General features: G+C 58.4%; 24 protein-coding genes. 8 read left to right on the plus strand and 16 right to left on the minus strand.

All coding sequences use genetic code 11. The features are described 5' to 3' along the window. The first annotated feature begins 27 nt into the window (after positions 1–27). Together CFII64_RS01220 and CFII64_RS01225 are read left to right on the plus strand one after the other, a co-directional pair. On the plus strand, positions 28–1020 hold the full coding sequence (locus CFII64_RS01220; protein ID WP_020288919.1) for an alpha/beta fold hydrolase: 993 nt from the start codon (positions 28–30) through the stop codon (positions 1018–1020). Positions 1021–1076: 56 nt separating this feature from the next. After that, positions 1077–1724 carry a DsbA family oxidoreductase gene (locus tag CFII64_RS01225; RefSeq protein ID WP_020288920.1) on the plus strand — a complete coding sequence of 216 codons (648 nt, stop codon included), beginning with the start codon at positions 1077–1079 and terminating at the stop codon, positions 1722–1724. A gap of 135 nt (positions 1725–1859) precedes the next feature. On the opposite strand, the gene CFII64_RS01230 is transcribed toward CFII64_RS01225, so the two are convergent. The 10 genes from CFII64_RS01230 to CFII64_RS01275 form a co-directional block, all read right to left on the minus strand. Next, the gene (locus CFII64_RS01230) at positions 1860–3185 is read right to left on the minus strand and encodes a sigma-54 dependent transcriptional regulator (protein ID WP_020288921.1); all 1326 of its coding nucleotides are present in this window, start codon (positions 3183–3185) and stop codon (positions 1860–1862) included. Positions 3186–3309: 124 nt separating this feature from the next. Beyond that, positions 3310–5193 (minus strand): ATP-binding protein, encoded by a 1884-nt coding sequence (locus tag CFII64_RS01235; RefSeq protein ID WP_020288922.1) that lies wholly within the window; start codon positions 5191–5193, stop codon positions 3310–3312. Between the two features lie 65 nt (positions 5194–5258). Then, positions 5259–5993, minus strand: coding sequence for an amino acid ABC transporter ATP-binding protein (locus CFII64_RS01240; RefSeq protein WP_020288923.1), 735 nt, complete (start codon positions 5991–5993; stop codon positions 5259–5261). Further along, complete coding sequence (locus tag CFII64_RS01245) at positions 5990–6658, minus strand: amino acid ABC transporter permease (protein ID WP_177325387.1); 669 nt, start codon at positions 6656–6658, stop codon at positions 5990–5992. The genes CFII64_RS01240 and CFII64_RS01245 overlap by 4 nt, the downstream gene beginning before the upstream one ends. Further along, on the minus strand, positions 6655–7401 hold the full coding sequence (locus CFII64_RS01250; protein WP_020288925.1) for an amino acid ABC transporter permease: 747 nt from the start codon (positions 7399–7401) through the stop codon (positions 6655–6657). The genes CFII64_RS01245 and CFII64_RS01250 overlap by 4 nt, the downstream gene beginning before the upstream one ends. Positions 7402–7486: 85 nt before the next feature. Next, positions 7487–8401, minus strand: a complete 915-nt coding sequence (locus tag CFII64_RS01255; RefSeq protein ID WP_020288926.1) for a glutamate/aspartate ABC transporter substrate-binding protein — start codon at positions 8399–8401, stop codon at positions 7487–7489. Positions 8402–8794: 393 nt separating this feature from the next. Then, a complete protein-coding gene (glpD, locus tag CFII64_RS01260; RefSeq protein ID WP_020288927.1) occupies positions 8795–10333 on the minus strand; it encodes a glycerol-3-phosphate dehydrogenase in 1539 nt (512 codons plus the stop codon). A gap of 423 nt (positions 10334–10756) precedes the next feature. Further along, positions 10757–11512 carry a DeoR/GlpR family transcriptional regulator gene (locus CFII64_RS01265; protein ID WP_020288929.1) on the minus strand — a complete coding sequence of 252 codons (756 nt, stop codon included), beginning with the start codon at positions 11510–11512 and terminating at the stop codon, positions 10757–10759. 113 nt (positions 11513–11625) lie between these two features. Next, entirely contained in the window at positions 11626–13131 is a 1506-nt protein-coding gene (glpK, locus tag CFII64_RS01270; RefSeq protein ID WP_020288930.1) for a glycerol kinase GlpK, read from the minus strand. Between the two features lie 54 nt (positions 13132–13185). Further along, positions 13186–14049 carry an MIP/aquaporin family protein gene (locus CFII64_RS01275; protein WP_020288931.1) on the minus strand — a complete coding sequence of 288 codons (864 nt, stop codon included), beginning with the start codon at positions 14047–14049 and terminating at the stop codon, positions 13186–13188. A 350-nt stretch (positions 14050–14399) separates the two neighbouring features. Here CFII64_RS01275 and ybaK point away from each other — a divergent pair, with 350 nt between their 5' ends. After that, positions 14400–14870: a Cys-tRNA(Pro) deacylase gene (ybaK, locus tag CFII64_RS01280; protein ID WP_020288932.1), complete on the plus strand. Its 471-nt coding sequence runs from the start codon at positions 14400–14402 to the stop codon at positions 14868–14870. 101 nt (positions 14871–14971) lie between these two features. Here the strand turns inward: ybaK and CFII64_RS01285 are convergent, their stop codons facing one another. Further along, positions 14972–16045, minus strand: coding sequence for an ABC transporter ATP-binding protein (locus CFII64_RS01285; RefSeq protein ID WP_020288933.1), 1074 nt, complete (start codon positions 16043–16045; stop codon positions 14972–14974). Then, positions 16042–16962 carry an ornithine carbamoyltransferase gene (gene argF, locus CFII64_RS01290; RefSeq protein ID WP_020288934.1) on the minus strand — a complete coding sequence of 307 codons (921 nt, stop codon included), beginning with the start codon at positions 16960–16962 and terminating at the stop codon, positions 16042–16044. The genes CFII64_RS01285 and argF overlap by 4 nt, the downstream gene beginning before the upstream one ends. Before the next feature lie 449 nt (positions 16963–17411). Here argF and CFII64_RS01295 point away from each other — a divergent pair, with 449 nt between their 5' ends. The 3 genes from CFII64_RS01295 to grxD all read left to right on the plus strand — a co-directional run bounded on the left by CFII64_RS01295 (position 17412) and on the right by grxD (position 20379). Further along, positions 17412–17702 (plus strand): hypothetical protein, encoded by a 291-nt coding sequence (locus CFII64_RS01295; protein ID WP_020288935.1) that lies wholly within the window; start codon positions 17412–17414, stop codon positions 17700–17702. A gap of 134 nt (positions 17703–17836) precedes the next feature. Further along, positions 17837–19945: a molybdopterin oxidoreductase family protein gene (locus tag CFII64_RS01300; RefSeq protein WP_020288936.1), complete on the plus strand. Its 2109-nt coding sequence runs from the start codon at positions 17837–17839 to the stop codon at positions 19943–19945. Positions 19946–20037: 92 nt separating this feature from the next. Continuing rightward, positions 20038–20379: a Grx4 family monothiol glutaredoxin gene (gene grxD, locus CFII64_RS01305; RefSeq protein ID WP_020288937.1), complete on the plus strand. Its 342-nt coding sequence runs from the start codon at positions 20038–20040 to the stop codon at positions 20377–20379. A gap of 212 nt (positions 20380–20591) precedes the next feature. Here the strand turns inward: grxD and bfr are convergent, their stop codons facing one another. The 4 genes from bfr to pyrC form a co-directional block, all read right to left on the minus strand. Further along, positions 20592–21062, minus strand: coding sequence for a bacterioferritin (bfr, locus tag CFII64_RS01310; protein ID WP_020288938.1), 471 nt, complete (start codon positions 21060–21062; stop codon positions 20592–20594). A gap of 200 nt (positions 21063–21262) precedes the next feature. Continuing rightward, positions 21263–21481: a bacterioferritin-associated ferredoxin gene (locus CFII64_RS01315; RefSeq protein WP_020288939.1), complete on the minus strand. Its 219-nt coding sequence runs from the start codon at positions 21479–21481 to the stop codon at positions 21263–21265. A 206-nt stretch (positions 21482–21687) separates the two neighbouring features. After that, positions 21688–22362, minus strand: a complete 675-nt coding sequence (rnt, locus tag CFII64_RS01320; protein WP_020288940.1) for a ribonuclease T — start codon at positions 22360–22362, stop codon at positions 21688–21690. Further along, positions 22359–23405 (minus strand): dihydroorotase, encoded by a 1047-nt coding sequence (gene pyrC, locus CFII64_RS01325; protein WP_020288941.1) that lies wholly within the window; start codon positions 23403–23405, stop codon positions 22359–22361. The genes rnt and pyrC overlap by 4 nt, the downstream gene beginning before the upstream one ends. 148 nt (positions 23406–23553) lie before the next feature. On the opposite strand from pyrC, the gene CFII64_RS01330 reads away from it, so the two are divergent. Both CFII64_RS01330 and CFII64_RS01335 read left to right on the plus strand, forming a co-directional pair. Further along, positions 23554–24462 carry an OmpA family protein gene (locus CFII64_RS01330; RefSeq protein WP_020288942.1) on the plus strand — a complete coding sequence of 303 codons (909 nt, stop codon included), beginning with the start codon at positions 23554–23556 and terminating at the stop codon, positions 24460–24462. 129 nt (positions 24463–24591) lie between these two features. Continuing rightward, positions 24592–25809 (plus strand): argininosuccinate synthase, encoded by a 1218-nt coding sequence (locus tag CFII64_RS01335; RefSeq protein ID WP_020288943.1) that lies wholly within the window; start codon positions 24592–24594, stop codon positions 25807–25809. Positions 25810–25894 lie beyond the last annotated feature (85 nt).

The raw sequence follows: 25894 nt of genomic DNA on the forward strand, positions 1-25894 counted from the left end.
TGGGGATCTGTTTTTTGGTGTTTTTTCATGCGCGTGTTTCTCTTCCTGGCCGCACTTTTGTGCGGCTTGCCGTCTTTTGCGGCCTCTCGATGTGATGTCAACGTTCCTACGCAAATAGCTGAACTCCAGCAAGTGCGCCTGGCTTACCAGAGTGTCGGCCGTGAATCCGACCCCGCCTTGCTGCTGGTGATGGGCTTGGGCGGGCAGTTGATTCACTGGCCGGACGAGGTGGTGGTCGCGCTGTGCGAGCAGGGTTATCGAGTCATTCGCTACGATAATCGCGATGTCGGCCTGTCAACCTGGATACAGCCGCCCGCCAGTGCCAACCTGACCTACGAAGTGCTGCGCTTCAAGCTGGGCCTGCAAGTTTCAGCGCCGTATTCGTTGACTGACATGGCCGATGACGCGCTGGGTTTGATGGACGCGTTGCACGTCCGCCAATTTCATGTGCTGGGCGCGAGCATGGGCGGCATGATCGCTCAGCATCTGGCCGATCTGGCGCCGCAGCGCATCGAAAGCCTGACCTTGATCATGACCAGTTCCGGCGCCCAGGGCTTACCGATGCCCAATCCGGCGTTACTGCAATTGCTCGCCAAGCGCGGCGCACCGAATCGCGAGGCGGCGCTGGAGCAGCAGGCAGATTTGCTCGCCGCGTTGGGCAGCCCCGAGGTGAAAGATGATCGTGCGCTGTTGCTGCAACAGGCCGCGACTTCCTACGACCGGGCGTTCAATCCGGAAGGGGTGAAGCGGCAGATCCTGGCGATTCTGGCCGAGCCCAGTCGCGTCGAACTGCTGGATCGCCTGCGTTTGCCGGTGCTGGTGGTGCATGGCACGGCCGACCCGTTGTTGCCGGTGATGCACGGCGTGCATGTGGCCGCGCATATCCAGGGCAGTCAGCTGCGACTGATTCCGGGCCTGGCCCATCGTTTTCAGGAAGCCTTCAAGGCCCCGTTGCTGGGCGCGGTGTTGCCCTACCTGCGCGCGCAGCATGAAGACGGCCGACACATGGCGCAGCTTTGAATATCGGCGGCACTTAGGCGTATCGTGGCAGCCTGTTTCCTTAGAGTGAGCCTGCCATGACGACTCCCCTGAAAATCGATTTTGTCTCCGACGTTTCCTGCCCCTGGTGCGTGGTCGGCCTGCGCGCCTTGAACGAGGCGCTGGCTGAACTGGGCGATGAAGTGCAGGCGCAGATCCACTTCCAGCCGTTCGAACTGAACCCGAACATGCCCGCTGAAGGTCAGGATATCGACGAGCATATCCAGCAGAAATACGGCTCCACCCCAGAGCAATCCAAAGCCAATCGGGAAAACATCCGCCTGCGTGGTGAAGAATTGGGCTTTACCTTCTCCCAGGGCAACCGGCGCATCTACAACACCTTCGATGCACACCGTCTGCTGCATTGGGCAGAGCTGGAAGGCAAGCAGCAGGCGCTGAAAGAAGCGCTGTTTACGGCCTACTTCACCGATCTGGCCGACCCGTCCAGCCATCGGGTGTTGGCAGATGTAGCGCAGAAAGTCGGACTCGATCGTATGCGCGCCGAAGCCATCCTGAGCAGCGACGAATACGCCAGCGACGTGCGCGAACTGGAGCAACTGTGGGTTTCCCGTGGTATCAGTTCGGTGCCGACCATTATTTTCAATGATCAATACGCCGTGTCAGGTGGCCAGCCGGTGGATGTGTTTGTGGGGGCGATTCGGCAGATTCTGGCAGGGGATGCGTAAACAACTCATTGAAGTTGAATAGATCCTGTAGGACCGGCTTTAGCCGGGAGCAGGCCGATACATCAGCAGCAGTTGCGTCGTCAGAGCCCACGCTCTCCCGGCTAAAGCCGGTCCTACGGATCCTGGCAATTTTGGCTAACCCAACCCGTATTTTTTGACCTTGTCGAACAGCGTGGTCTTGGCCATGCCCAGTTCCTGACTGGCCTGGCTCAGGTTGCCGCCGCTGCGTTGCAGGGCCTCGCTGAGCAGGTTTTTCTCGAAGGCTTCCACGGCTTCGGCAAAACCCAGGCTTAGGCTTTCGATCTGCGCGCTTGCGGTCTTGAAGGCCGGCAGGCCGAGGGCAAAGCGCTCGGCGACGTTGCGCAGTTCACGCACGTTGCCGGGCCAGTCGTGGCTCATCAGGCTGGATACGGTTTGCGGATCCAGTTGCGGCGGCTCTCGGTCAAAGCGCAGCGATGACAGCTGCAGAAAATGCTCGAACAGTTGCAGGATGTCCTCGCGGCGTTCGCGCAGCGGCGGCAGCTCCAGGGTCACGACGTTCAAGCGGTAGTACAAGTCGCTGCGAAACAGCCCGGTCTTGCCCATCTCGTTCAGGTCCGACTTGGTCGCGGCGATCACTCGACAATCCACCGCCACGCTCTGGTTGGAGCCCAGGCGTTCCAGCGTCCGTTCCTGCAAGACCCGCAACAGTTTGATTTGCAGGTTGATCGGCATGCTTTCCACTTCGTCGAGGAACAGCGTGCCGTTGTGCGCGTGTTCGATCTTGCCGATGCGCCGCTTGCCCGCGCCGGTAAAGGCGTTGGATTCATGGCCGAAAATTTCGGTTTCGAACAGGCTTTCCGGCAATCCGCCACAGTTCAGCGCAACGAACTGCTGGGAATGGCGACGACTGAAATCATGCAGACAGCGGGCGACCAACTCTTTGCCAGTGCCGGTCTCACCTTCGATCAGCACGTTGGCCGAGGTATCGGCGACGTTGGCGATCAAGGCGCGCAGGTTTTGCATGGCGGGCGAGCGACCGATGATTTTGCCTTCCAGCGAATCACGCTCGGCCAGCTGCTTGCGCAGCGACCAGACTTCCCGGGCCAGCCCGCGTTGCTCCAGGGCGCGACGCGCGACTTCCACCAGCCGCTCGGGGGAGAAAGGTTTTTCCATGAAATCATAGGCGCCGTCGCGCATGGCATTCACCGCCATGGAGATATCGCCATGGCCGGTAATCAGCACCACTGGCAGGCTTCGGTCGCGGGCCTTGAGCCGGGTCAGCAGTTCCAGACCGTCGATGCCGGGCAGGCGAATATCGCTGATGACGATCCCGGCAAAGTTATCGCCGATACGCGCCAGGGCTTCTTCGGCGCTGCCGACGCCTTCGCTGGGAATGTCCTCCAGCGCCAGCGCCTGCTGGCAGCCGAGCAAGACGTGCGGGTCGTCTTCGACGATGAGTACGGTCAGGTCAGTGTTCATTCGGGGTTCTCATCAGGCGACCTACAAATCAGCAAATGGAGTGTGGGAGCGAGCTTGCTCGCGAAGTGGCCTCTATCCCAAGGGCGTGCAACATCGCCTTCGCGAGCAAAGTCGCTCCCACCGGTCATACGGACACCAGCGGCAAACACAATACAAACGTCGTTCCGCCTGTTGTCGGATGCTCGGCGCCAAGGCTTCCGCCAGCCGCTGCGGCGAGGCTCGCAGACAAGGTCAAGCCGAGCCCCAGCCCTTGTTCACCGGGCTTGGTGGTGAAAAACGGTTCGAACAGATGCTTGCGCGCTTCGTCGTCGATGCCGTGGCCGTTATCGCGCACCAGCAGGCGATAACGGCCGTCCACCAGCGAACCTTCAAGCCACAGTTCAGGCAGCGGTTGAGCGCTCATGGCGTCCAGCGCGTTGCCGATCAGGTTGACCAGAATCTGTTCAAGACGCGTCTGGTCGATCATTAATTGCGCGTCGACAAACTCCTGATGGAGGTCCAGCGAGAAGTTTTCCAGGCGTCCAGCCAGCAGTTGCAACGCCGCCTCGACCGCTTTGCTCAGCAAGGCCTGGCCCTTGTCATCGCCGCGGCGGGCGAAGGCGCGCAGGCTGGCGGTAATGCGGCCCATGCGGTCCACCAGATCATTGATGGTGCGCAGGTTGGCGCTGGCTGTATCCAGTGCGCCGCGCTCAAGGAAGCGCACGGTATTGCCCGACAAGGTGCGCAACGCAGCGAGCGGCTGATTCAGTTCGTGAGCGATGCTGGTAGACATCTGGCCGATGGCCGCTAACTTGCCAGCCTGCACCAGTTCATCCTGAGCCCGGCGCAGCGTGTCTTCAGCCTGGCGTCGTTCGCGAATCTGGCCTTTGAGACGTTCGTTACTGGCGCGCAAGTGCTCGGTGCGTTCGGCAATCTTGCGTTCCAGTTCGTTGTTGGCCTGTTGCAAGGCTTCCCGCGCGGCAAGCCGTGTCGAGAGCACTTTGCGCCGTTCATTCCAGGCGATCAGCAAGAAGGCCACCAGCGCGCAGATCACTGCCACCAACATGCCCTGGCTGCCCGCTTCCCGGCGCAGGTCTTCCAGCGGGGTCAGCAAGGTCAGGTGCCAGGGCGTGTCGCTCAGTTGCCGGGTCTGGGCCAGATAGCTCACTTGTTTGTGTTCATGATCGACGCTGACGTTGGCCGGAAAGGTGAGTTTCTCCACGCCTTCGGCCAGGGATTCGCGCTCCAGCGGCACCAGTTCGTTCAGCGGGAACCAATAATATTGCAGGCTGCGCGCCAGGCGCTCCTTGATTTCCGCCGTCAGCGGGCGTACCGATTTCAAGCGTCGGGCCGGGTCGCTGGAAAGGATGATGATGCCGTTCTCGTCACTGACGAATGCCTCCAGACGCGCCCGTTGCCAGCGCTGTTCAAGGGCTTCGAGCTGGACCTTGATCACCGCCACGCCAATGATCTTGCCTTGCTCTTCCAGGCCATGGGCCAGGTAATAGCCAGGCTCGCCGGTGGTGCTGCCGATGCCATAGAAACGGCCGGGCAAACCACGCACTGCGTCCTGAAAATAGGCGCGGAACGACAAGTCTTCGCCCAGATAACTGTCGGCGTCGCGCCAGTTACTGGTGGCCAGTACGCGGCCGGTGGTGTCCAGCACATAAATGGCGCGGCTGCGGCTGCGGCGGTTCAGGCCTTCGAGGTAGTCGTTGACCTTCTGCCGCAGCTCCGGCGTCGGATCTTTGAGCAATGCGGAAACGTTGGATTCAAGCTCCAGCACGCTGGGCAAATACGTGTATCTGTTGATTTCGCTTTCAACGGTGCGCGCGTGCAGCTCCAACTGACGTTCGCCATTCTCCTTGAGAGCCTTGATCCCGTTATGTTCACTGAACAGATAGGCGATGTAGCCCAGGCCGATCATCAGCGCAATGATCAGCGGCGGCAAAAACAGGTGGCGTATCAGGCGGGGTTTCACGGCGAGTGATGGCGGCGCGGCGCGATAAAGATTGGGGTCGCATTTCATCACAGTCGTCCTGAGCCGAACAGCGGCCTGACTCGCAAAGAGCCAGGCCACCGACGGGGTATCGCTTAGTGCTGAAGGATCTTGGCGAGGAACTGCTGCGCACGCTCGGAGCGGGCGCTGACGTCACCGAAGAATTCTTCTTTCTCACAGTCTTCAACGATCTGTCCCTGATCCATGAAGATCACGCGGTTCGCCACTTTGCGGGCGAAGCCCATTTCGTGGGTCACGCACATCATGGTCATGCCTTCGTGGGCCAGCTGCACCATCACGTCGAGCACTTCGTTGACCATTTCCGGGTCAAGCGCGGAGGTCGGTTCGTCGAACAGCATGACGATCGGGTCCATGGCCAGGGCGCGGGCGATGGCCACACGTTGTTGCTGACCACCGGAAAGCTGGCCCGGATGCTTGTTGGCGTGGGCGGACAGACCGACGCGCTCCAATAGCTTCAGGCCTTTCTCGGTGGCTTCGGCCTTGCTGCGGCCCAGCACCTTGATCTGCGCGATGGTCAGGTTTTCAACGATGGTCAGGTGCGGGAACAGCTCGAAATGCTGAAACACCATGCCGACCCGCGAGCGCAGCTTGGGCAGATTGGTCTTGGGATCGGCAATCGAAGTGCCATCAACGGTGATGTCGCCCTTCTGGAAGGGTTCCAGCGCGTTGACGCATTTGATCAGGGTCGATTTGCCGGAGCCGGACGGTCCGCACACCACCACCACTTCGCCTTTCTTGACCTCGGTGCTGCAATCAGTCAGTACCTGGAAGTCCCCATACCACTTGTTGATGCTCTTGATGGAAATCATACGGCGAACCTTTTTTGCAGGCGCTTCACCAGCAACGAGGCGGCAAAGCTGATCGTGAAGTACACCAGACCGGCGATGATCAGGAACTCATTGGCGCGGCCAATGATGTCGCCACTGGCCCGCGAGGCGTTGAGGAAATCCACCAGACCAACGGTATAAACCAGAGAGGTGTCCTGGAACAGAATGATGCTCTGTTGCAGCAGCAGCGGGGTCATCTTGCGAAAGGCCTGGGGCAGAATGATCAGACGCATCATTTGCCCGTAGGTCATGCCCAGCGCCTGTGCGGCACCCATCTGGCCCTTGGAAATCGATTGCACACCGGCACGGACGATTTCGCAGAAGTACGCAGCCTCGAACATCATGAACGCCACGACGCAGGAGGTGAACGCACCGATGGGCGTGTCTTCGCCGGTGATCCAGCGCAGCACGAACGGCACCGCCAGATAGAACCAGGTGATGACCAGCAGCAGCGGGATCGAGCGGAAATAATTGACGTAAGCGCCGGCCAGATTGGACAGCCACTTGTTCGACGACAGGCGCATCAATGCCAGGATGGTGCCGAGCACCAGACCGCCGACGATGCCCATGGCCATCAGTTGCAGGGTCATGACCATGCCGTTCCACATGCCGGGAATGGCTTGGCTGATTCCGGAAAAGTCCATTATTTGCCCCCCACGGAAATCAGGCCGGGCACCGCGACTTTCTTCTCGATCACGCGCATCAGCAACATCAGGCTCATGTTCAAGGTGAAGTAGATCAGTGTCGCCAGCGTGAAAGCTTCAAACAGGTTCGCGGAAAACTCGGCGGTCTGTTTGGTCTGGGCGAGCAGTTCCATCAAGCCGATCAGCGAGGCCACCGACGAGTTCTTGAACACGTTGAGGAATTCGGAGGTAAGCGGCGGAATAATGATCCGGTACGCCTGCGGCAGCAGCACGTTCCAATAAATCTGCGGCAGCTTGAAGCCCATGGCGCGCGCGGCGGATTCCTGGCCAACAGGCAACGCCTGAATGCCGGTGCGCACCTGTTCGCAGACTCGGGCAGCGGTAAACAGACCCAGACAGACCACCACGCTCAGGAACGCTGAAGTCGTCGGGTTGAGGTCCTGCTTGTACCACTCCTGAATGTGTTCAGGCAGCAGATCCGGTACCAGGAAGTACCAGATGAACAGCTGTACCAGCAGCGGCACATTACGGAAGATTTCCACGTAAACCGTGGCGATGCCTGCTACCAGTCGGTTCGGTACGGTGCGCATGACACCCAGCACCGAGCCCAGCAGCAAGGCTATGATCCAGGCAGCGACAGCGATTGCGATAGTCCAGCCCAGACCGGAAATATACCAGTCCAGATAGGTTTCGCTGCCAACGCCGGTGGACTTGAAGAACACACCCCAGTCCCAGTTGTAATTCATCAGGGTCTCCCCTCTGATCGATCCAGATACACGCAACGGCATCCTGAGAGGGCACGTGCCCTCTCAGGAATATCTTGATGGGCGATTAAGCCTTTTTGTCGTCAGCCGCTTTGTCGGTCGGGTTGCTGATCAGTTCTTTGACCTTGTCGCTCATCGGGAACATGAGGTTCAGGCCTTTAGGCGGGATCGGTTGTTCGAACCACTTGCCGTAGATCTTGTTGATCTCGCCGGACTTGTAGGTCGCCACGATTGCGTCGTCGACCGCTTTCTTGAACGGTTCGTCGCCTTTACGGACCATGCAGCCGTAAATTTCGTACGACTGCGCCGTGCCAGTTACAGCCCAGTCAGTTGGCTTCTTGGCTTTGGCCATTTCGCCTGCCAGCAGCGCGTCATCCATCATGAACGCAACGGCACGACCGGATTCCAGCATCTGGAAAGACTCGCCATGGTCTTTGGCGGAAATGACGTTCATGCCCATTTGCTTGTCGGCGTTCATCGACTTGAGGATGCGCTCGGACGTAGTGCCGGCGGTGGTCACGACGTTCTTGCCTTTCAGATCGTCGAAATCCTTGTACGAAGAATCAGCCTTGGACAGCAAGCGGGTGCCGATTTCGAAGATGCCTACCGAGAAGTCAACCTGTTGCTGGCGTTCAACGTTGTTGGTGGTTGAACCACATTCAACGTCAACGGTGCCGTTCTGTACCAGCGGGATACGCGTCTGGGAAGTGACCAGGTTGTACTTGACCTTCAGGTCCGGCATGTTCAGGTCTTTTTTGATGGCTTCGACGATTTTCAGCTGAATGTCGTGGGAGTAGCCAACCGGAATGCCGGAAGCGTCAGCGATATAGGAAAACGGAATCGAAGCATCGCGGTGCCCGAGGGTGATGGTGCCGGACTCTTTGATTTTCTTCAGTGTGCCGGTGAGTTCGGCGGCGAAAACTGGAGTGGTCATCAGAGCGGCAGCGATTGCTGCGCCCAAAAGATGGGGGACGATGCGCATCTGTAATTCCTCGACTTTGTTTTTTTTATGGGGCCGAAACAGGTGTGGCCCGCTTGTTCGGCGAATGCTTCAACGGCGGCCGACAGGGGCACACGTTACTGTCGAAGCGATCGACAAGTAGTGTAGAGCAGGAGCCGTGCCAAGCACGGAGCGCAAGGTTAACTCATTGTTTTAAAAGGATTTAAAGTTTTATCGGGGGCGGGGCGGGGGCTTGAAGCGTCCGGGAAGCCGAACTATGGAGGTGGGCACGTTCGGAAAACCGAATGATATAACCATCGAACCAAATGTATCCGTAGGACTGGCTTCAGCCGGGAGGAGGCCTGTCCATGGGCAGCAGCTCCGGTGTCAGAGCTCTTGCGCTTCCGGCTGAAGCCGGTCCTGCGGATTCATATTTCAAGCCGCTTCGATAGCGCCTTTTCTACGTGCCACAACATCCAGGTATTGCTGGACGCCAGCACGCTCTTCAGCGGTCATGAACAGGCCCAGTTTGCTGCGACGCCACAAAACGTCTTCAGCGGTGGTCGCCCATTCGGTGCTGCACAGGTAATCGACTTCACGGGTGTACAGGCCGGCGCCAAGGTTGTCGCCCATGTCGGCAAGGCTTTGTACGCCTTCCAGCAAGCGCCAGCTGCGGCTGCCGTAGGTGCGCGCCCAGCGTTGGGCGATGTCTGCTGGCAACCAGGTGCAGCGCTGAGTCAGTTCGGCGCTCAACACGGCTGGCGTGCTCATGTCTTCGCCGCCGGGCAGGCTGGCTTTGGCGGTCCAGCTTGGCTTCATGTCCTTGAAGAACGGTGCGAGCTGCGCCAACGCCGATTCCGCAAGCTTGCGATAGGTCGTCAACTTGCCGCCGAACACCGACAGAATCGGTGCTTCATCGGCGCCTCCGGACAGTGACAGCGTGTAGTCCCGGGTAATGGCTGACGGATTGTCCGATTCGTCGTTGCACAGCGGACGCACGCCTGAATAAGTGTTGAGCACATCGTCCCGGCTCAGCTGCTTCTTGAAGTGGTCATTGGCCACTTTGAGCATGTAGTCCATTTCGCCGTCGGTGATTTCCACCTTGCTCGGATCGCCTTGATATTCGCGGTCTGTGGTGCCGATGATCGTGAAGCGTTCCAGATACGGAATCGCAAACACAATGCGCTGATCTTCGTTTTGCAGGATGAACGCGTTTTCGCCTTCGTACAGCTTCGGCACGATCAAGTGACTGCCCTGAATCAGACGAATGCCGTACGGCGATGTCAGCTTCAGATCATCGCGAATGAACTTGGCAACCCACGGGCCCGCCGCGTTGACCAGCGCCTTGGCGCGAATCGAAAACAGCGTGCCGTCGGCGCGTTCCATGTGCAGATGCCACAGGCCATTGCTGCGCCGGGCATTCAGGCAACGGGTCTGGGTGTGGATATGCGCGCCATGTTCCCGCGCAGCCATCGCATTGAGTACCACGAGGCGGGCGTCATCGACCCAGCAATCGGAATATTCAAAACCACGGGTGATAGTGGCTTTCAGCGGGCTGTCGCTGCCGAAACGCAGGCTGCGTGAACCGGGCAGCTTCTCGCGCTTGCCCAAATGGTCATACAGAAACAAACCGGCACGAATCATCCACGCTGGGCGCAGATGTGGGCGATGGGGCAGCACGAAGCGCATCGGCTTGACAATGTGCGGTGCCTTGGCCAACAGCACTTCACGCTCGGCCAAGGCTTCGCGCACCAGACGGAATTCGTAATGTTCGAGATAGCGCAGCCCGCCGTGGATCAGCTTGCTGCTGGCAGAAGAGGTGTGACTGGCAAGGTCATCCTTTTCACAAAGGAACACAGAAAGACCGCGACCGGAAGCATCTGCGGCAATTCCGACACCATTGATACCACCACCAATGACGGCGATGTCGTAGACCTCGGAGAGGGGCGGTACAGGCAAGACGGAATGGGGCATCGGATGGCCTCCTGATATTTGTTCGAACAACAGATTCGAACATTTATGTTCATTTCCGAAAATCATAGCTCAATAATGAAAGCTCTTCCAGTCGGTATTCATTGAAAATACTGATTGGAAGTGGGGAATGGAACAAAAGTGAACATGGAGTCGAGAGGGGTCGCAGGGCCGGCTTTAGCCGGGAGGAGGCCAGTATGGCCGACACATGTGCATCGTCAGGGATGCGGTCCTCCCGGCTAAAGCCGGTCCTACAGCCACTGTCGAACAAGCCGACACATCGGCTGAAGACAGGGAGTTACTTTTGGTCGTATGCTTTTTCATGGACTCGCCCTCGCTGTCGTTGGCTTCTTAAGAATGCCACTGTGGCGCTACAGACGCCTCGGCTTGGGCGAGTCCATCCAATTACGAGATCTATGCGGGGCTTTAAACCACTTCCAGCCGGATCTTGTTCTGCGTCAGCAATTGCATCAGCGCCGGCACCGGGGCCTGATCGGTCACCAGACAATCGATCAAACTGATAGGTCCGAGGCGTACCATGGCGTTGCGGCCGAATTTGCTCGAATCCGCCGCCAGCAGGACTTGCCGCGCGTTGGCGATGATCGCCTGGGAAACCCGGACTTCCTGATAATCGAAATCCAGCAGGCTACCGTCTTCGTCGATACCACTGATGCCTACCAGGGCAAAGTCGACCTTGAACTGATTGATGAAATCGACACTGGCCTGGCCCACGACACCGCCGTCACGGCGCACGTTGCCGCCCGCCAGCAATACCTCGAAATCATCCTTGGCACTCAGAATCGACGCCACATGCAGATTGTTGGTGATGATTTTCAGGTTGTTGTGATTGAGCAGGGCGCGGGCGATGGACTCGGTGGTGGTCCCGATATTGATGAACAGCGAGGCGTGATCGGGGATTTGCGCGGCGATGGCCTCGGCAATCCGTTGTTTCTCATCGCGCATCTGATCCGCACGCATGGCGTAGGCGGTGTTTTCAATGCTCGAATCATAGGCCGCGCCGCCGTGGTAGCGGCGCAACAGGTTCATTTCCGCCAGCTGATTGATATCGCGGCGGATGGTTTGCGGGGTCACGACGAACAGCGTGGCCATTTCCTCGATGCTGACATAGCCGCGCTCACGGACCAGTTCGAGGATCTGCTGCTGACGGGGGGGCAGATTCATTATTGTTGAGTGTCCTTTCAGGCTGCCAAATGCGGCCCATGATGCCGCAGGCACAGGCTGCCTGTCAGCCGGAAACTCATGTAACTCAATACTGCCCCTCGCTCAGGCGCTGCTTACTCTTGGTTTTCGTGCGGTTCCCAGTCACGGGTGCGCGCCACGGCTTTCTGCCAGCCTGCGTAGAGTTTCTCGCGCTGCGCAGGCTCACACTGTGGTTCGAACTCGCGCTCGATCACTGCCTTGTTGCGCAACTCGTCCAGACTGCTCCAGAAACCGATGGCCAGGCCGGCCAGGAACGCTGCGCCCAGGGCCGTGGTTTCGCGCATTTTCGGGCGTTCCACGTGGGTGCCGAGGATGTCGGCCTGGAACTGCATGAGGAAGTTGTTGGCCACGGCGCCGCCGTCGACACGCAGGGATTTCAGGCGTTCGCCGGAATCCTGTTGCATGGCGTCGAGTACGTCGCGGGTCTGATAGGCAATGGATTCCAGCGCCGCACGAATGATGTGGTCGACTTTCACGCCTCGGGTCAGGCCGAACAATGCGCCACGGGCATACGGGTCCCAGTACGGCGCGCCCAGTCCGGTGAAAGCCGGGACCAGATAAACGCCGTTGCTGTCCTTGACCTTGGTGGCGAAGTACTCGGTATCCACCGCATCGGTGATGATCTTCAGTTCGTCACGCAGCCACTGCACGGTAGAACCGCCGTTGAACACTGCGCCTTCCAGCGCATAAGCGACTTCGCCGCGCGGGCCGCAACCGATGGTGGTCAACATGCCGTGGGCAGATTTGACTGCCTTCTTGCCGGTGTTCATCAGCAGGAAACAGCCGGTGCCGTAGGTGTTCTTGGCCTGGCCTGGCTCGACGCACATCTGGCCGAACAGCGCCGCTTGCTGATCGCCCGCGATGCCGGCGATTGGAATGCCGCTTTTGCTGTGGCCGTAGACTTCCGACGAGGACTTCACTTGCGGGAGCATTTCCCGCGGGATATCCAGCACGTCCAGCATGCGCTGGTCCCATTCCAGCTTGTGAATGTTGAACAGCATGGTCCGCGAGGCGTTGGTGTAATCGGTGACATGAACCTTGCCGCCGGTAAACTTCCAGATCAGCCAGCTATCGATGGTGCCGAACATCAGCTCGCCGTTGCGCGCGCGTTCGCGGCTGCCTTCGACGTTGTCCAGAATCCACTTGATCTTGGAGCCGGAGAAGTACGGATCGATGACCAGGCCGGTGGTATCCCGGATGTAATCTTCCAGGCCATCACGCTTGAGCTGCTGGCAGATTTCGGTGCTGCGGCGACACTGCCAGACGATGGCGTTGTAGATCGGCCGGCCGGTTTCCTTCTCCCAGATCACCGTGGTTTCACGCTGATTGGTAATGCCGATGGCGGCGATCTGGTTGTGATGCAAATCTGCCTGGGCCAGCGCCTTGGTCATGCAGGCCGTCTGGGTGGCGAAGATTTCCATGGGATCGTGTTCGACCCAGCCCGCTTGCGGGTAGTGCTGGACGAATTCGCTCTGGGCGGTGCTCACCACATTGGCGTCGCGGTCGAAGATGATCGCCCGTGAGCTGGTCGTGCCCTGGTCAAGCGCAATGATGTAGTTCTTGTTCTGTGAGTCAGTCATGTCGATTGCCTTGCAATAATGGGTGAGTTTCAAGAGCGCGGGTGAGGTTCAAGCTCACGCCCGGACTTTCAGGGCAGCAACATCAGCATCGTTCTTTTTAACAGGTGCGGCACTAGCAGGGGTGGCGTTGGGCAGATAGCGCGCGATCAACGCACGATAGCTGGCAGCGCCGAGGCAGGCACCAAGAATTGGTGCAAAAATCGGAACCAGGAAATAAGGGATATCGCGTCCGCCGGTGAACGCCATCTCGCCCCAGCCGGCAATGAACGCCATCAGTTTAGGGCCGAAATCCCGTGCCGGATTCATGGCAAAACCGGTCAGTGGGGCGGTGGACGCGCCAATCAGGGCAACCAGCAAACCAATCAGCAGCGGTGCCAGGGCGCCGCGTGGCAGGCCGTTGTTGTCGTCTGTCAGCGACATGATCACCGCCATCAGAATCGCGGTAATCACAAATTCCACCAATGCCGCCTGGCCGATTGAAATCGCCGGATTAGGGTAGGTGGTGAAGGCCGAGGCCAACTCAAGGCTTTCAAGCGTGCCGCGCACCATGTGGTGCGTTTGTTCGAATTCGAAGAAAAGGCTCACGTACAGCAGATACACCAGGCCGGCACCACAAAAGGCTCCAGCGGTTTGCGCGGCGATATAAAACGGCAGTTTGCGCTTTTCAAAACCTGCAAACAGGCTCAGCGCGATGCTGACCGCCGGATTGAGGTGAGCGCCGGAAACCCCGGCGCTGAAATAGATCGCCATGCTGACCGCCAGGCCCCAGATGATGCTGATTTCCCATAAGCCAAACGTGGCACCCGCGACCTTGAGCGCCGCAACACATCCTGTGCCGAAGAAAATCATCAAGGCGGTGCCCAGAAATTCGGCTACGCATTGGCCTTTCAGCGTCGGTTGTTGTAGAGCGATTGTCATGAAGGACCTCATTTTTTGTTTTTTGCAGCGCCGTGTGCAATTCACCGGTGCTATCTTTTTCATCGTGTCGGCGAAACCCCATCGCCGACCGAGATTCGACCGTGACTAGAAATATAGTTCCGATGATATTCGTAAACGAAAAAATATAGACAAGAATGAATACTGTCAAAGGTCGGATGTGAACCATCGGCCACATTGTGACCAAGGCGCTTGAACGGGTTGCGATTTGTCCTGTATCGGGCGTCCTTGAGCATTCATCACCCCGTATACAGGCGCTGATCAAGACGCACTGACAGCGAATCGCTTAAAGTAGCGGCCTGAATCATCTGCCCGCCACCCTGGAGCGCTGCATGACCCCCGCACTGGATCTGCTGAAAAAAGTTCGCGCCGAACATCGTATCCACAGTTATGAACATGACCCGAAAGCGGCCTCGTATGGCCTGGAGGCCGCAGAAAAACTCGGGCTGAATCCGCAGCAGGTGTTCAAGACGCTGCTGGCGAGCACGGAAAAAGGCGAGCTGCTGGTGGCGGTGGTTCCAGTGGTCGGCACGCTGGACCTCAAGGCGCTGGCTCATGCGGCGGGAGCCAAGAAAACGGAAATGGCTGATCCAGCCGCCGCTCAGCGTTCCACCGGTTACTTGCTGGGCGGCATCAGCCCGTTGGGCCAGAAGAAGCGGTTGCGCACCTTTATCGACCAGAGCGCCGAGGCGTTCGCAACGATTTACGTCAGCGCCGGGCGGCGCGGCCTGGAGGTTGAACTGGCGCCGGCGGTGCTTGCGGAGCAGACCAAGGCGATTTTTGCGCCGGTTGGGCGCGGTTGATTGTTGGAGCGAGGCTTGCCCGCGAATCAGGCACTTCGGTGTATCAGCCCCACCGCGTCATCGCTCTTCGCGGGCAAGCCTCCAACGGGTTCGAAGCACTGCTACACCGGACTATGAGTCGGAACACTCCCCGCCGCCGGAAACACCACCAGGTGTTCTGCCGCGACGCGAATGCCGACTTCTTCACCGGCAACGTAATCGGCATGACTCGGGAAAATCGCCTCCAGCTGGCTGCCCGTGGAAAGCTGCAAGCGGTAGAGCGTTGATGCGCCCTGGAAGGTCTTGCTGGTCACCCGCGCCTTGAGCGCACTGTCCCGGTCATAAACGATATCGTCCGGGCGCAGCAATACATCGACGGCGCTGCCTTTGATTGCCGCGTAGGCACGGTTGCCTTGCAGCACGCCCAGCTCGGTTTGCACCGATTGCGGATCGACCATCAGGCCACGAATGAAGTAGCCCTGGCCAATGAAGCTGGCAACGAAAGGCGTCAGCGGTTCGTGATACAGGTTGTAGGGCGTATCCCATTGCTCAAGACGACCTTCCTTGAAAACCCCGACATGATCGCTGACCGCAAAGGCTTCTTCCTGATCGTGCGTGACCAGAATCGCACTGGTGCCCCGCGCTTTGAGAATGTCGCGAACTTCATGGCTCAGCCGACGGCGCAATTCCCCATCCAGGTTGGAGAACGGTTCATCGAGCAATAACAACTGCGGCTCGGGCGCCAGCGCACGCGCCAGGGCGACGCGTTGTTGCTGGCCGCCGGACAATTCATGGGGATGACGCTTGCCCAGCGCGCCCAGGTTGACCAACTCAAGTAATTCTTCGGTCACCTGCTTGAGGCGCGGATGCTTGCGAATACCGAACGCGATGTTTTCGGCGACGCTCAGGTGCGGAAACAACGCGTAATCCTGGAAGACCATGCCAATGCGCCGCTTCTCCGGCGCGAGGGTAAACCCCGGTCGGGAAATGACTTCGCCAGCCAGGGTGATATCCCCTTCATGTACAGGCTCAAAGCCGGCAATGGCGCGCAGGGTCGTGGTCTTGCCGCAGCCGGAAGAACCCAGCAGGCAGCCGATATCCCCGGCGTTCAGGTGCAGATTGAGATTCTGCACCACCCGTTGATCCTGATAGCCGCATGCCAGATTGCGCAGATTCAGCAGAAGCGGCTGACTCATTCTGGCTGGCAGGACGGTGCGACAAGAAATTCGAGCAAGGCTTTCTGCGCGTGCAGGCGATTTTCCGCCTGATCCCACGCTACGGCACGCGGATCGTCGAGCAAATCGGCGCTGATTTCCTCGCCTCGGTGTGCAGGCAGGCAGTGCATGAACAGCACGTCGTCGGCAGCCAGATCCAGCAGTTCGCGGGTCACCTGGAATGGACGGAACTGTGCGATGCGCTTGGCGGTTTCTTCTTCCTGGCCCATGGAGGTCCAGACGTCAGTGCTGACCAGATGCGCTCCAGCGACGGCTTCACGTGGGTCGCGCACCACTGTGACCCGCTCGCCGGCCAGGGCGAGGAACTCAGCATTGGGTTCGTAGCCGGCAGGGCAGGCAATGCGCAGCTGGAAGTCGAACTGAATCGCGGCTTCTATATAGCTGTTGCACATGTTGTTGCCGTCGCCAATCCAGGCAACGGTCTTGCCTTTGATCGAGCCGCGATGCTCCAGAAAGGTCTGCATGTCGGCCAGCAACTGGCAGGGGTGCAAATCATCAGACAAACCGTTAATGACCGGTACGCGGGAGTTGGCCGCGAATTCCAGCAGATTGCTGTGGGCAAACGTACGGATCATCACCACGTCGAGCATGCTCGAAAGCACTCGGGCGGCGTCGCCAATCGGCTCGCCACGGCCCAATTGAGTGTCACGAGGCGACAAAAAGATCGCCTGGCCGCCCAACTGGATCATGCCGGCTTCGAAGGAAACACGGGTACGAGTCGAGGATTTTTCGAAAACCATCCCCAGCACCCGGCTTTTCAGTGGCTCGTACAGCACGCTGCGATTACGCAGCTCCTTGAGCTCCACGCCGCGTCGAATCAGGCGCACGAGCTCTTCTGGCTGGTAGTCCATCATCGAGAGAAAGTGCCTGGCGTTCATCATTAACTACCTTTTTGCAACAGACCGCAGATGCTCAAAGCCGGGTTTTATCGGGAAAACGGGCGAGATCTACGGCGAAGGCCGCACGAGGCGGCGAATAGGAAAGGCGCGATGGTATAAAAAAATGTCGCCTGTTACCAATGGCGGCATTGATTTATAAGCCGTTGGCAATGTTTGGAAACATGCTCGGGCCCATCGGCGCCCGTTGCAGGATGGTCGGCGTCAGCTAGACTCTTTCCATCCTGACGAGAATTTGACCCTGCTGGAAGCAGTGAAGAACATTTGTACACCGACCTCACGAGCCAATGCAATTGCTGCCGACCCCGGTGTTGTTATGCGCAGCATATGCGACCTGCTTCACGTGGCTGACACGTCGGCCGTTTCATTACGTTTCATAAAAAGCCGTCCTGAGTTATAAATGGCTGGCGCGCAATCAAGAGGCTCGGGGAATGGATTCAAAAGAACAACAATTGACGGAATTGCTCGGTCTCACGGCCCGCACCCTCACACATCTCACTGCTTCGATGACGTCAATGTCATTCGAGCTGCTGCGCAGCGAAGACGAAGTGACCCGCTCTGCCGGTCGTCGCATGATCGACCGCATGGCGACTATCAGTTCCGGTCTGGATGAACACTGGCGCCTGATCGGTGAACTGACCGGCGTTCATGTGGCCCAGGAACAGATCGAAACCGTCCACGAAATCCAGCTGCAACGCAAGATCACGCCCATCGGCGGCTGATCCTCGCTCCCATCGGCGCGCCTGATGCACGCCGATTCACGTGATGAACGACTCTGGCGAAGTCACCTGCCACGCTCCATAGTTTCGTCTGCTCGATCACTCCAGATCGCAACGACAAAAACATGAGGCTGGCGATGACCAAGACCCTCCACCACCGTGCCTGTCACCTGTGTGAAGCCATTTGCGGCCTTACCATCGAAACCACTTCGACCACAGAATCCGGAACGCAGATCACCTCGATCAAGGGTGACGCGCTGGACACATTCAGCCGCGGACATATCTGCCCCAAAGCGGTGGCATTGCAGGATATCCAGAATGACCCGGATCGATTGCGTCAGCCGATGCAGCGTATTGGCGATCAATGGCAGCCAATTGGCTGGGACGCTGCGTTCGAGCTGGTGGCCGAACGTCTGTTGTCCATTCAGCAGCGTCACGGGCAGAACGCGGTGGCGGTGTATCAGGGCAATCCCAGCGTGCATAACTATGGGTTGATGACGCACAGCAATTATTTTCTCGGACTGCTCAAGACTCGCAACCGCTTTTCAGCGACTTCCGTGGATCAACTGCCGCATCACCTCACCAGTTTCCTGATGTATGGCCACGGCTTGCTGCTGCCGATCCCCGACATTGATCACACCGATTTCATGCTGATTCTGGGCGGCAATCCGCTGGCCTCCAACGGCAGCATCATGACCGTTCCGGATGTGGAAAAGCGGCTGAAAGCGATTCAGGCTCGCGGCGGCAAAGTGGTCGTGGTCGATCCACGGCGCAGCGAAACGGCGGCGATTGCCGATCAACATGTGTTTGTTCGTCCGGGTGGCGACGCGGCGCTGCTGTTTGGACTCCTCAATACGCTGTTCGAAGAAGGCCTGACCCGCGCCGGTCATTTGCCTGTCGATGGTATCGAGGAGGTGCGCAACGCGATTGCGGCGATGACCGCCGAAGCGATGAGCCCGCGTTGTGGTGTTCCAGCCTGGCAGATCCGGCAACTGGCGCGGGATTTCGCCGCAGCCGACAAAGCCGTGTGTTACGGGCGCATGGGCATCTCTACGCAAGTGTTCGGCACTTTGTGTCACTGGCTGGTGCAGTTGATCAATCTAGTCAGCGGCAACCTTGATCGAACGGGCGGCGCCTTGTGCACCGAGCCGGCTGTGGATCTGGTCAGCACGACGTCTGGCGGGCATTTCAATCAGTGGCAGAGCCGGGTTTCCGGGCTCCCGGAATACGCTGGCGAGTTGCCGGTATCGGCGTTGGCTGAAGAAATTCTTACCACGGGGGAAGGGCAGGTTAAAGCGTTGATCACCGTGGCGGGCAATCCGGTGTTGTCGACGCCCAATGGCCGACAGCTGGATCAGGCGCTCGACGGGCTTGAATTCATGCTCAGCATCGATTTGTACATCAACGAAACCACGCGCCACGCCGACTTGATCCTGCCCTCGACCTCGGCGCTGGAAAACGATCATTACGACACGACGTTCAACATGTTTGCCGTGCGCAACGTGACCCGCTTCAATCGGGCGATTCTCGAAAAGCCAGCAGGTGCCTTGCATGACTGGGAGATCTTTGTCGGACTGGCCAGGGCTTTTGCTGCCAAGGCCGGACGGGAATTGAAGCCGACCATGGCTCCGGCACAAATGATTGATCGGGGTTTGCGTGGCGGCTTGTACGGCGAGGCGTCGGAATATTCGCTGTCCCTGGATCGTCTGCTTGATCATCCACATGGCCTGGATCTTGGCGCGCTGAAGCCCAACCTGGCGCCACGCTTGAAGACTGCGAATGGGCGTGTTCAGGCCGCACCGGAGGTGATCATGGCTGATCTTGCGCGTTTCGCCGCTGCCAGCACGCCAGCCGTCGGCGAATTGTTGCTGATCGGTCGCCGCCATGTGCGCAGCAACAACTCCTGGATGCACAACTACCACCGGCTGGTGAAGGGCAAGCCGCGTCATCAGCTGTTCATGCATCCGGATGATCTGGCCAGTCGCGGGCTGAGCGATGGTCAGCAAGTGCGGGTCAGCTCCCGGGTGGGTGTAATCGAAGTGCAAGTGCTGGCCAGTCTCGACATGATGCCGGGCGTGGTCAGCCTGCCTCATGGTTGGGGGCATGCGCGGCCTGGCGTCCAGATGGGCATCGCCCAAAGCCAGCCCGGCGTCAGCGCCAACGACTTGACTGACGAGCGGCAACTCGACAGCCTGTCCGGCAATGCAGTGTTGAACGGGGTTTGTGTGCAGGTCGCAGCTGCCTGAAGGCAGGGAAGGCTGAGCGTCCTGCTCGGGATTCCGTTACAATGCGCCACCGTGTCGACAACTGAGTCGGAAAAGTTAAGCCGAGGTGCTCCATGGATATTATCGAAACGATTAAAGAGCAGATTGCCAACAACACCGTTCTGCTTTACATGAAAGGCTCTCCGAATGCTCCGCAGTGCGGTTTTTCGTCGAAGGCTTCCCAGGCATTGATGGCATGTGGCGAGAAATTCGCTTATGTCGATATCCTGCAGAACCCGGAAATCCGCGCCAACCTGCCAAAGTACGCCAACTGGCCGACTTTCCCACAGCTGTGGGTAGCAGGCGAACTGGTTGGCGGTAGCGACATCATCACCGAAATGATGGCTGATGGCTCGCTGCCAACGCTGGTCAAGGAAGCAACTGTCAAAGCTGCGGCCAACAAGACCGAAGCTTGATTGCGGGCTGCGCTACCTGGAGCGAATTGTGGGAGCGAGCTTGCTCGCGAAGAGGGATGGCGCACGTGGCGCAAATTCACTTTGCCAGCACCTTAGCCTCGCGGATAAATCCGCTCCTACACTGTTGATCGCATTCCAGATTGGGTAGCCAATAAAAAAGCCCCGCTCTCATCAGAGAAGCGGGGCTTTTTCGTATCGGTCGATCAGACTGTTCAGTCGCCCATTTGCGACTGCAGGTAGTTTTCAATCCCTACCTTGTCGATCAGGCCCAACTGGGTTTCGAGCCAGTCGATATGCTCTTCCTCGGATTCGAGGATATCTTCCAGCAGTTCGCGGCTGCCAAAGTCACCCACCACTTCAAAGTGCGCAATCGCAGCCTTGAGGTCGGCCAGGCCTTTTTGCTCGATCTTCAGATCGCACTCAAGCATTTCCTTGGTGTGTTCACCGATCAGGATCTTGCCCAGCTCTTGCAGATTAGGCAGGCCTTCAAGGAACAGGATGCGCTTGATCAGCTTGTCAGCGTGCTTCATCTCGTCGATGGATTCGTGATACTCGTGCGCACCCAGCTTTTTCAGACCCCAATCTTCATACATACGGGCATGCAGGAAGTATTGATTGATCGCGACCAGCTCGTTTCCGAGGATCCTGTTGAGATGCTGGATGACTGTAATGTCGCCTTTCATGTTCGAGGTCCCGCCAATGGCTTGTGTCTAAAAAAGGCAAGTTTGAGCCGCAGTTATAGCTCTGTCAAACCTAAGTTATTGAATATTAAGTGAAAATAAATAGTAATAAGAATGTTTGTGTTCCGCATCTTGGTCCTAAGCGCTTGAATTACAGGCATAAAAAAACCGGACACTGGGTCCGGTTCGTTAAATTCGTTTAATCAGGCGACTGAAAATTCTGCGGGGTAAGCCAGCGAGGGCTTGCTGATTTGCAGTTCGGTCAGCGTATTGCGCACAACTTCCTTGGCGAGACACGCGCATTTCCCACATTGGCTGGCTACGCCCAGGGTTTGGCGGACATCGCGATAACTGCAGCAGCCTTCCAGAATTGCATCCCGGATTTGACCGTCAGTAACACCTTGGCAGAGGCAGACATACATAAGTGAGAACCGTCGCTGTTCATTGCTCGATGCGGAGGATACTAATGTTAATGAGAATGCTTGTCAAAACTCTTTGAGAGGCTTTCGCGCAGTGTCGATGAATGGTAAATCAGGGAATAGGCTTAGCGCGAAATGACCTTAAGGCTATTTCGCGGCGAAAAAAAACCGGCCTGTTGAGGGCCGGTTTCTTTCAGGCAAACAACGACTCAGTCGTTGAAGTCTTCCCAGCCGCCCATCTGTTTCCAGCGATTGACGATGCCGCAGAACAAGTCAGCGGTCTTCTCGGTGTCGTAACGAGCCGAGTGCGCCTCGCGGCCATCGAAGTCGATACCCGCCGCCGAGCAGGCTTTGGCGAGCACGGTCTGGCCGTAGGCGAGCCCGGCCAGTGTCGCGGTATCAAAACTGGAGAACGGGTGAAACGGATTGCGCTTCATGTCCAGCCGCGCTACAGCGGCGTTGAGGAAGCCCAGGTCAAAGCTGGCGTTGTGTCCGACCAATACCGCGCGCTTGCAGCCATTGGCCTTGAGTGCCTTGCGGACCCCACGGAAAATGTCGGTCAGTGCGGTTTCTTCGCTGACGGCCATGCGCAGCGGATGGTCGAGTTTGATTCCAGTGAATTCCAGTGCTGCCGCTTCAATGTTCGCGCCCACAAAAGGCTCGACCCGAAAGAAGTAGGTGTGCTCCGGGAAGACGAAGCCCTTCTCGTCCATACCGATGGTGACCGCTGCAATTTCCAGCAGGGCATCGGTGGCGCAGTTGAAACCACCGGTTTCAACGTCGATGACGACAGGCAGATAGCCACGGAAACGGGCAGCCATCGGATGACGCGAGCCGCCTCCGCCGTGACCTTCCTGTTCGTCGTCGAAATGATCTTCACTCACGTGTGTGTCTCCAGCAGGCGCCAGCGCAGTTTTTCACCGGCACGCAGGGGTATTACGGACAGCTCGCCAAACGGCAGACTGGTGGGCGCGGTCCATTCTTCACGGACCAGCGTTATGGTGTCTTGGTGAACCGGCAGGCCATAAAAGGCCGGGCCGTGGAGGCTGGCAAAACCCTCCAGTTTGTCCAGGGCATTGCGCTGCTCGAACGCTTCGGCGTACATCTCGATCGCTGCGTAGGCGGTGTAGCAACCGGCGCAACCGCAGGCGGCTTCCTTGGCATGCTGGGCATGAGGCGCCGAGTCGGTGCCCAGGAAAAACTTCGTGCTGCCGCTCGTTGCGGCATCCAGCAAAGCGCTCTGGTGCGTATTGCGCTTGAGAATCGGCAGGCAATAGAAGTGCGGACGGATGCCGCCAACCAGCATGTGGTTGCGGTTGTAGAGCAAGTGATGGGCGGTGATCGTCGCGCCGACATTCGCCGAAGCCTGATTGACGAACTGCACGGCCTCGGCCGTGGTGATGTGCTCGAACACCACTTTGAGCGTCGGGAAGCGCTCGACGACGCGGGTCAGCTGTTCATCGATGAACATCTTCTCGCGGTCGAACACGTCGATCTCGCCCCGGGTCACTTCGCCATGCACCAGCAACGGCATGCCGACCTCGGCCATGGCCTCCAGCGCGGGGAAAATCTTGTCGATGCTGGTCACGCCGGAATCGGAATTGGTAGTCGCGCCGGCCGGATACAGCTTGGCCGCGTGAACAAAGCCACACGCCTTGGCCGTGCGGATATCTACCGGCTGGGTCAGGTCAGTGAGGTAGAGCACCATCAGAGGCTCGAAACGACTTCCGGCCGGACGTGCCGCCAGGATGCGCTGGCGATAAGCGTCAGCCTCCTGTGCATTGCGTACGGGTGGCACGAGGTTCGGCATGATGATTGCGCGGCCAAAAGTACGCGCTACGTCAGCAACGGTGTGAGGCAAAACAGCTCCATCGCGGAGGTGAATGTGCCAGTCGTCGGGACGCAGGAGGGTCAGGCGGTCAGACATTGGGGATTCCAGGCGGGTCAAACTCGCTGGGAATGCTACCGGAAAAGACTCTCTCAGGCACTCGCTATCAAGTTTTGTAGGAAGTTACCGATAGCCAGTTGTAGGAAGCCATTTTTTGGTAACGCCGTATTTTTTTGTGGAGCCTCCCGTGCGCCAGCGATATTTAGCCTTGCTCAGCCTTTTCGCCAGCCTGCCGGCGATGGCTATTACTTTCCAGACGCGTCTGGAAAGTATCGAGTGGAAGGTCGAAGGCGATCAGTTCGAATGTCGTCTGAGCCAACCCATCACCGATTTCGGTGCGGGCGAGTTCGTGCGCCGGGCGGGTGAGCAGGCGATCTTTCGCATCAAGGCTTCGGGGGCAATTATGGGGCCAGGCTCCGCAACCCTGCTGGCTGCCGCTGCACCTTGGCAGCCGGGGCGCGGCGATATCAATCTGGGCTCGGTCCGGGTCAGCAATGGCGGATTTCCCTTCAATAGCTCTCAGGTGCAGGCCGGGCGTTTGATCAACGGCCTGATGGACGGCCGCAGCCCGGTTATCCGGCACTATTCCCGTGACGGTGGCGGGACCATGGAAGTGCGCTTGCTGCCGGTCAAGTTCAACAAGGCCTTCGGCGAGTACCAGCTGTGTGTCACCAAGCTCTTGCCAATGAACTTCGACCAGGTCAAGCAGGCCGAGGTCGGCTTCCCCGGCGGCGGTATCGAACTCGACAGCCGTGCCAAGTCGCAGCTGCAAACAGTGGTGGCTTATCTGAAGGCAGATCCGACGGTCAATCACATCGAGCTCGACGGACACTCCGACAACAGCGGCAACCGCCTGACCAATCGTGACCTTTCCCGACGTCGCGCATTGGCGGTGATGGATTTCCTCAAGGCCCAGGGCGTTCCCGAAGAGCAGATCACCTTGCGCTTCCATGGCGAGCGTTACCCGCTCGCGCCGAACACCAACAACGCCAACCGCGCACGTAACCGCCGGGTGAACATTCATCTTGAACGGGTGACTCCCGACGAGAAGCCCGCGCCCGTTGCCTCAGCAGGCAGCGCAGCCAGCACTTCCTGATCGAGCGAGATTCGTCGCCCACTCGACATAAACTGTCGCTTCATCGTCAGAAGCTGTCGCGCCACTGTAAATCACTGCCCATGAGCGGTAGAATCCCGGGTTTTCCGTACAACCCGGTGGAGTGATGGCATGGCGGACGTAAACAAGGTAGTTCTCGCGTATTCCGGTGGCCTGGATACTTCGGTAATCCTCAAGTGGCTGCAAGATACGTACAACTGCGAAGTGGTGACCTTTACCGCTGACCTGGGTCAGGGCGAAGAAGTCGAGCCCGCACGTGCCAAGGCTAAAGCCATGGGCGTGAAAGAAATCTACATCGACGACCTGCGCGAAGAGTTCGTGCGTGATTTCGTGTTCCCGATGTTCCGTGCCAATACCGTCTACGAAGGCGAGTACCTGCTGGGCACTTCCATCGCTCGCCCGCTGATTGCCAAGCGTCTGATTGAAATCGCCAACGAAACCGGTGCTGACGCCATTTCCCATGGCGCGACGGGTAAAGGTAACGATCAGGTCCGCTTCGAACTGGGTGCTTACGCGCTCAAGCCAGGCGTCAAAGTGATTGCCCCTTGGCGTGAATGGGATTTGCTGTCCCGTGAAAAGCTGATGGACTACGCCGAGAAGCATTCGATTCCAATCGAACGTCACGGCAAGAAGAAATCGCCGTACTCCATGGACGCCAACCTGCTGCACATCTCTTACGAAGGCGGGGTTCTGGAAGACACCTGGACCGAGCACGAAGAAGACATGTGGCGTTGGACCAAGTCCCCGGAGGACGCACCGAATGTTGCGACCTACCTGGAGCTGACCTATCGCAATGGCGACATCGTTGCGCTTGATGGCGTTGAAATGACGCCCGCGACCGTGTTGGCGACCCTGAACCGCATCGGCGGCGAAAACGGCATTGGTCGTCTGGACATCGTTGAAAACCGCTATGTCGGCATGAAATCCCGTGGCTGCTACGAGACGCCGGGCGGCACCATCATGCTGCGCGCTCACCGCGCCATCGAGTCGATTACCCTGGATCGCGAAGTCGCTCACTTGAAAGACGAGCTGATGCCCAAGTATGCCAGCCTGATCTACACCGGTTACTGGTGGAGCCCTGAGCGTCTGATGCTGCAACAGATGATCGATGCTTCCCAGGCTCATGTGAACGGTGTCGTGCGTCTGAAGCTGTATAAAGGCAACGTGATCGTGACCGGTCGCAAGTCGGACGAGTCGTTGTTCGATGCCAATATCGCGACATTCGAAGACGACGCCGGTGCCTACGACCAGGCGGACGCTGCAGGCTTCATCAAGCTCAATGCCCTGCGCATGCGTATCGCCGCCAACAAGGGCAGAAAGCTGTTCTGACCTGACGTAAAAAATGCAGCACCCTGAACCGGTGCTGCATTTGAATTCGTTGCTGAGGGTCATTGGATTCTCAGGCTGGCTTATT

The organism is Pseudomonas sp. CFII64 (genome assembly GCF_000416235.1).
Lineage (GTDB): Bacteria > Pseudomonadota > Gammaproteobacteria > Pseudomonadales > Pseudomonadaceae > Aquipseudomonas.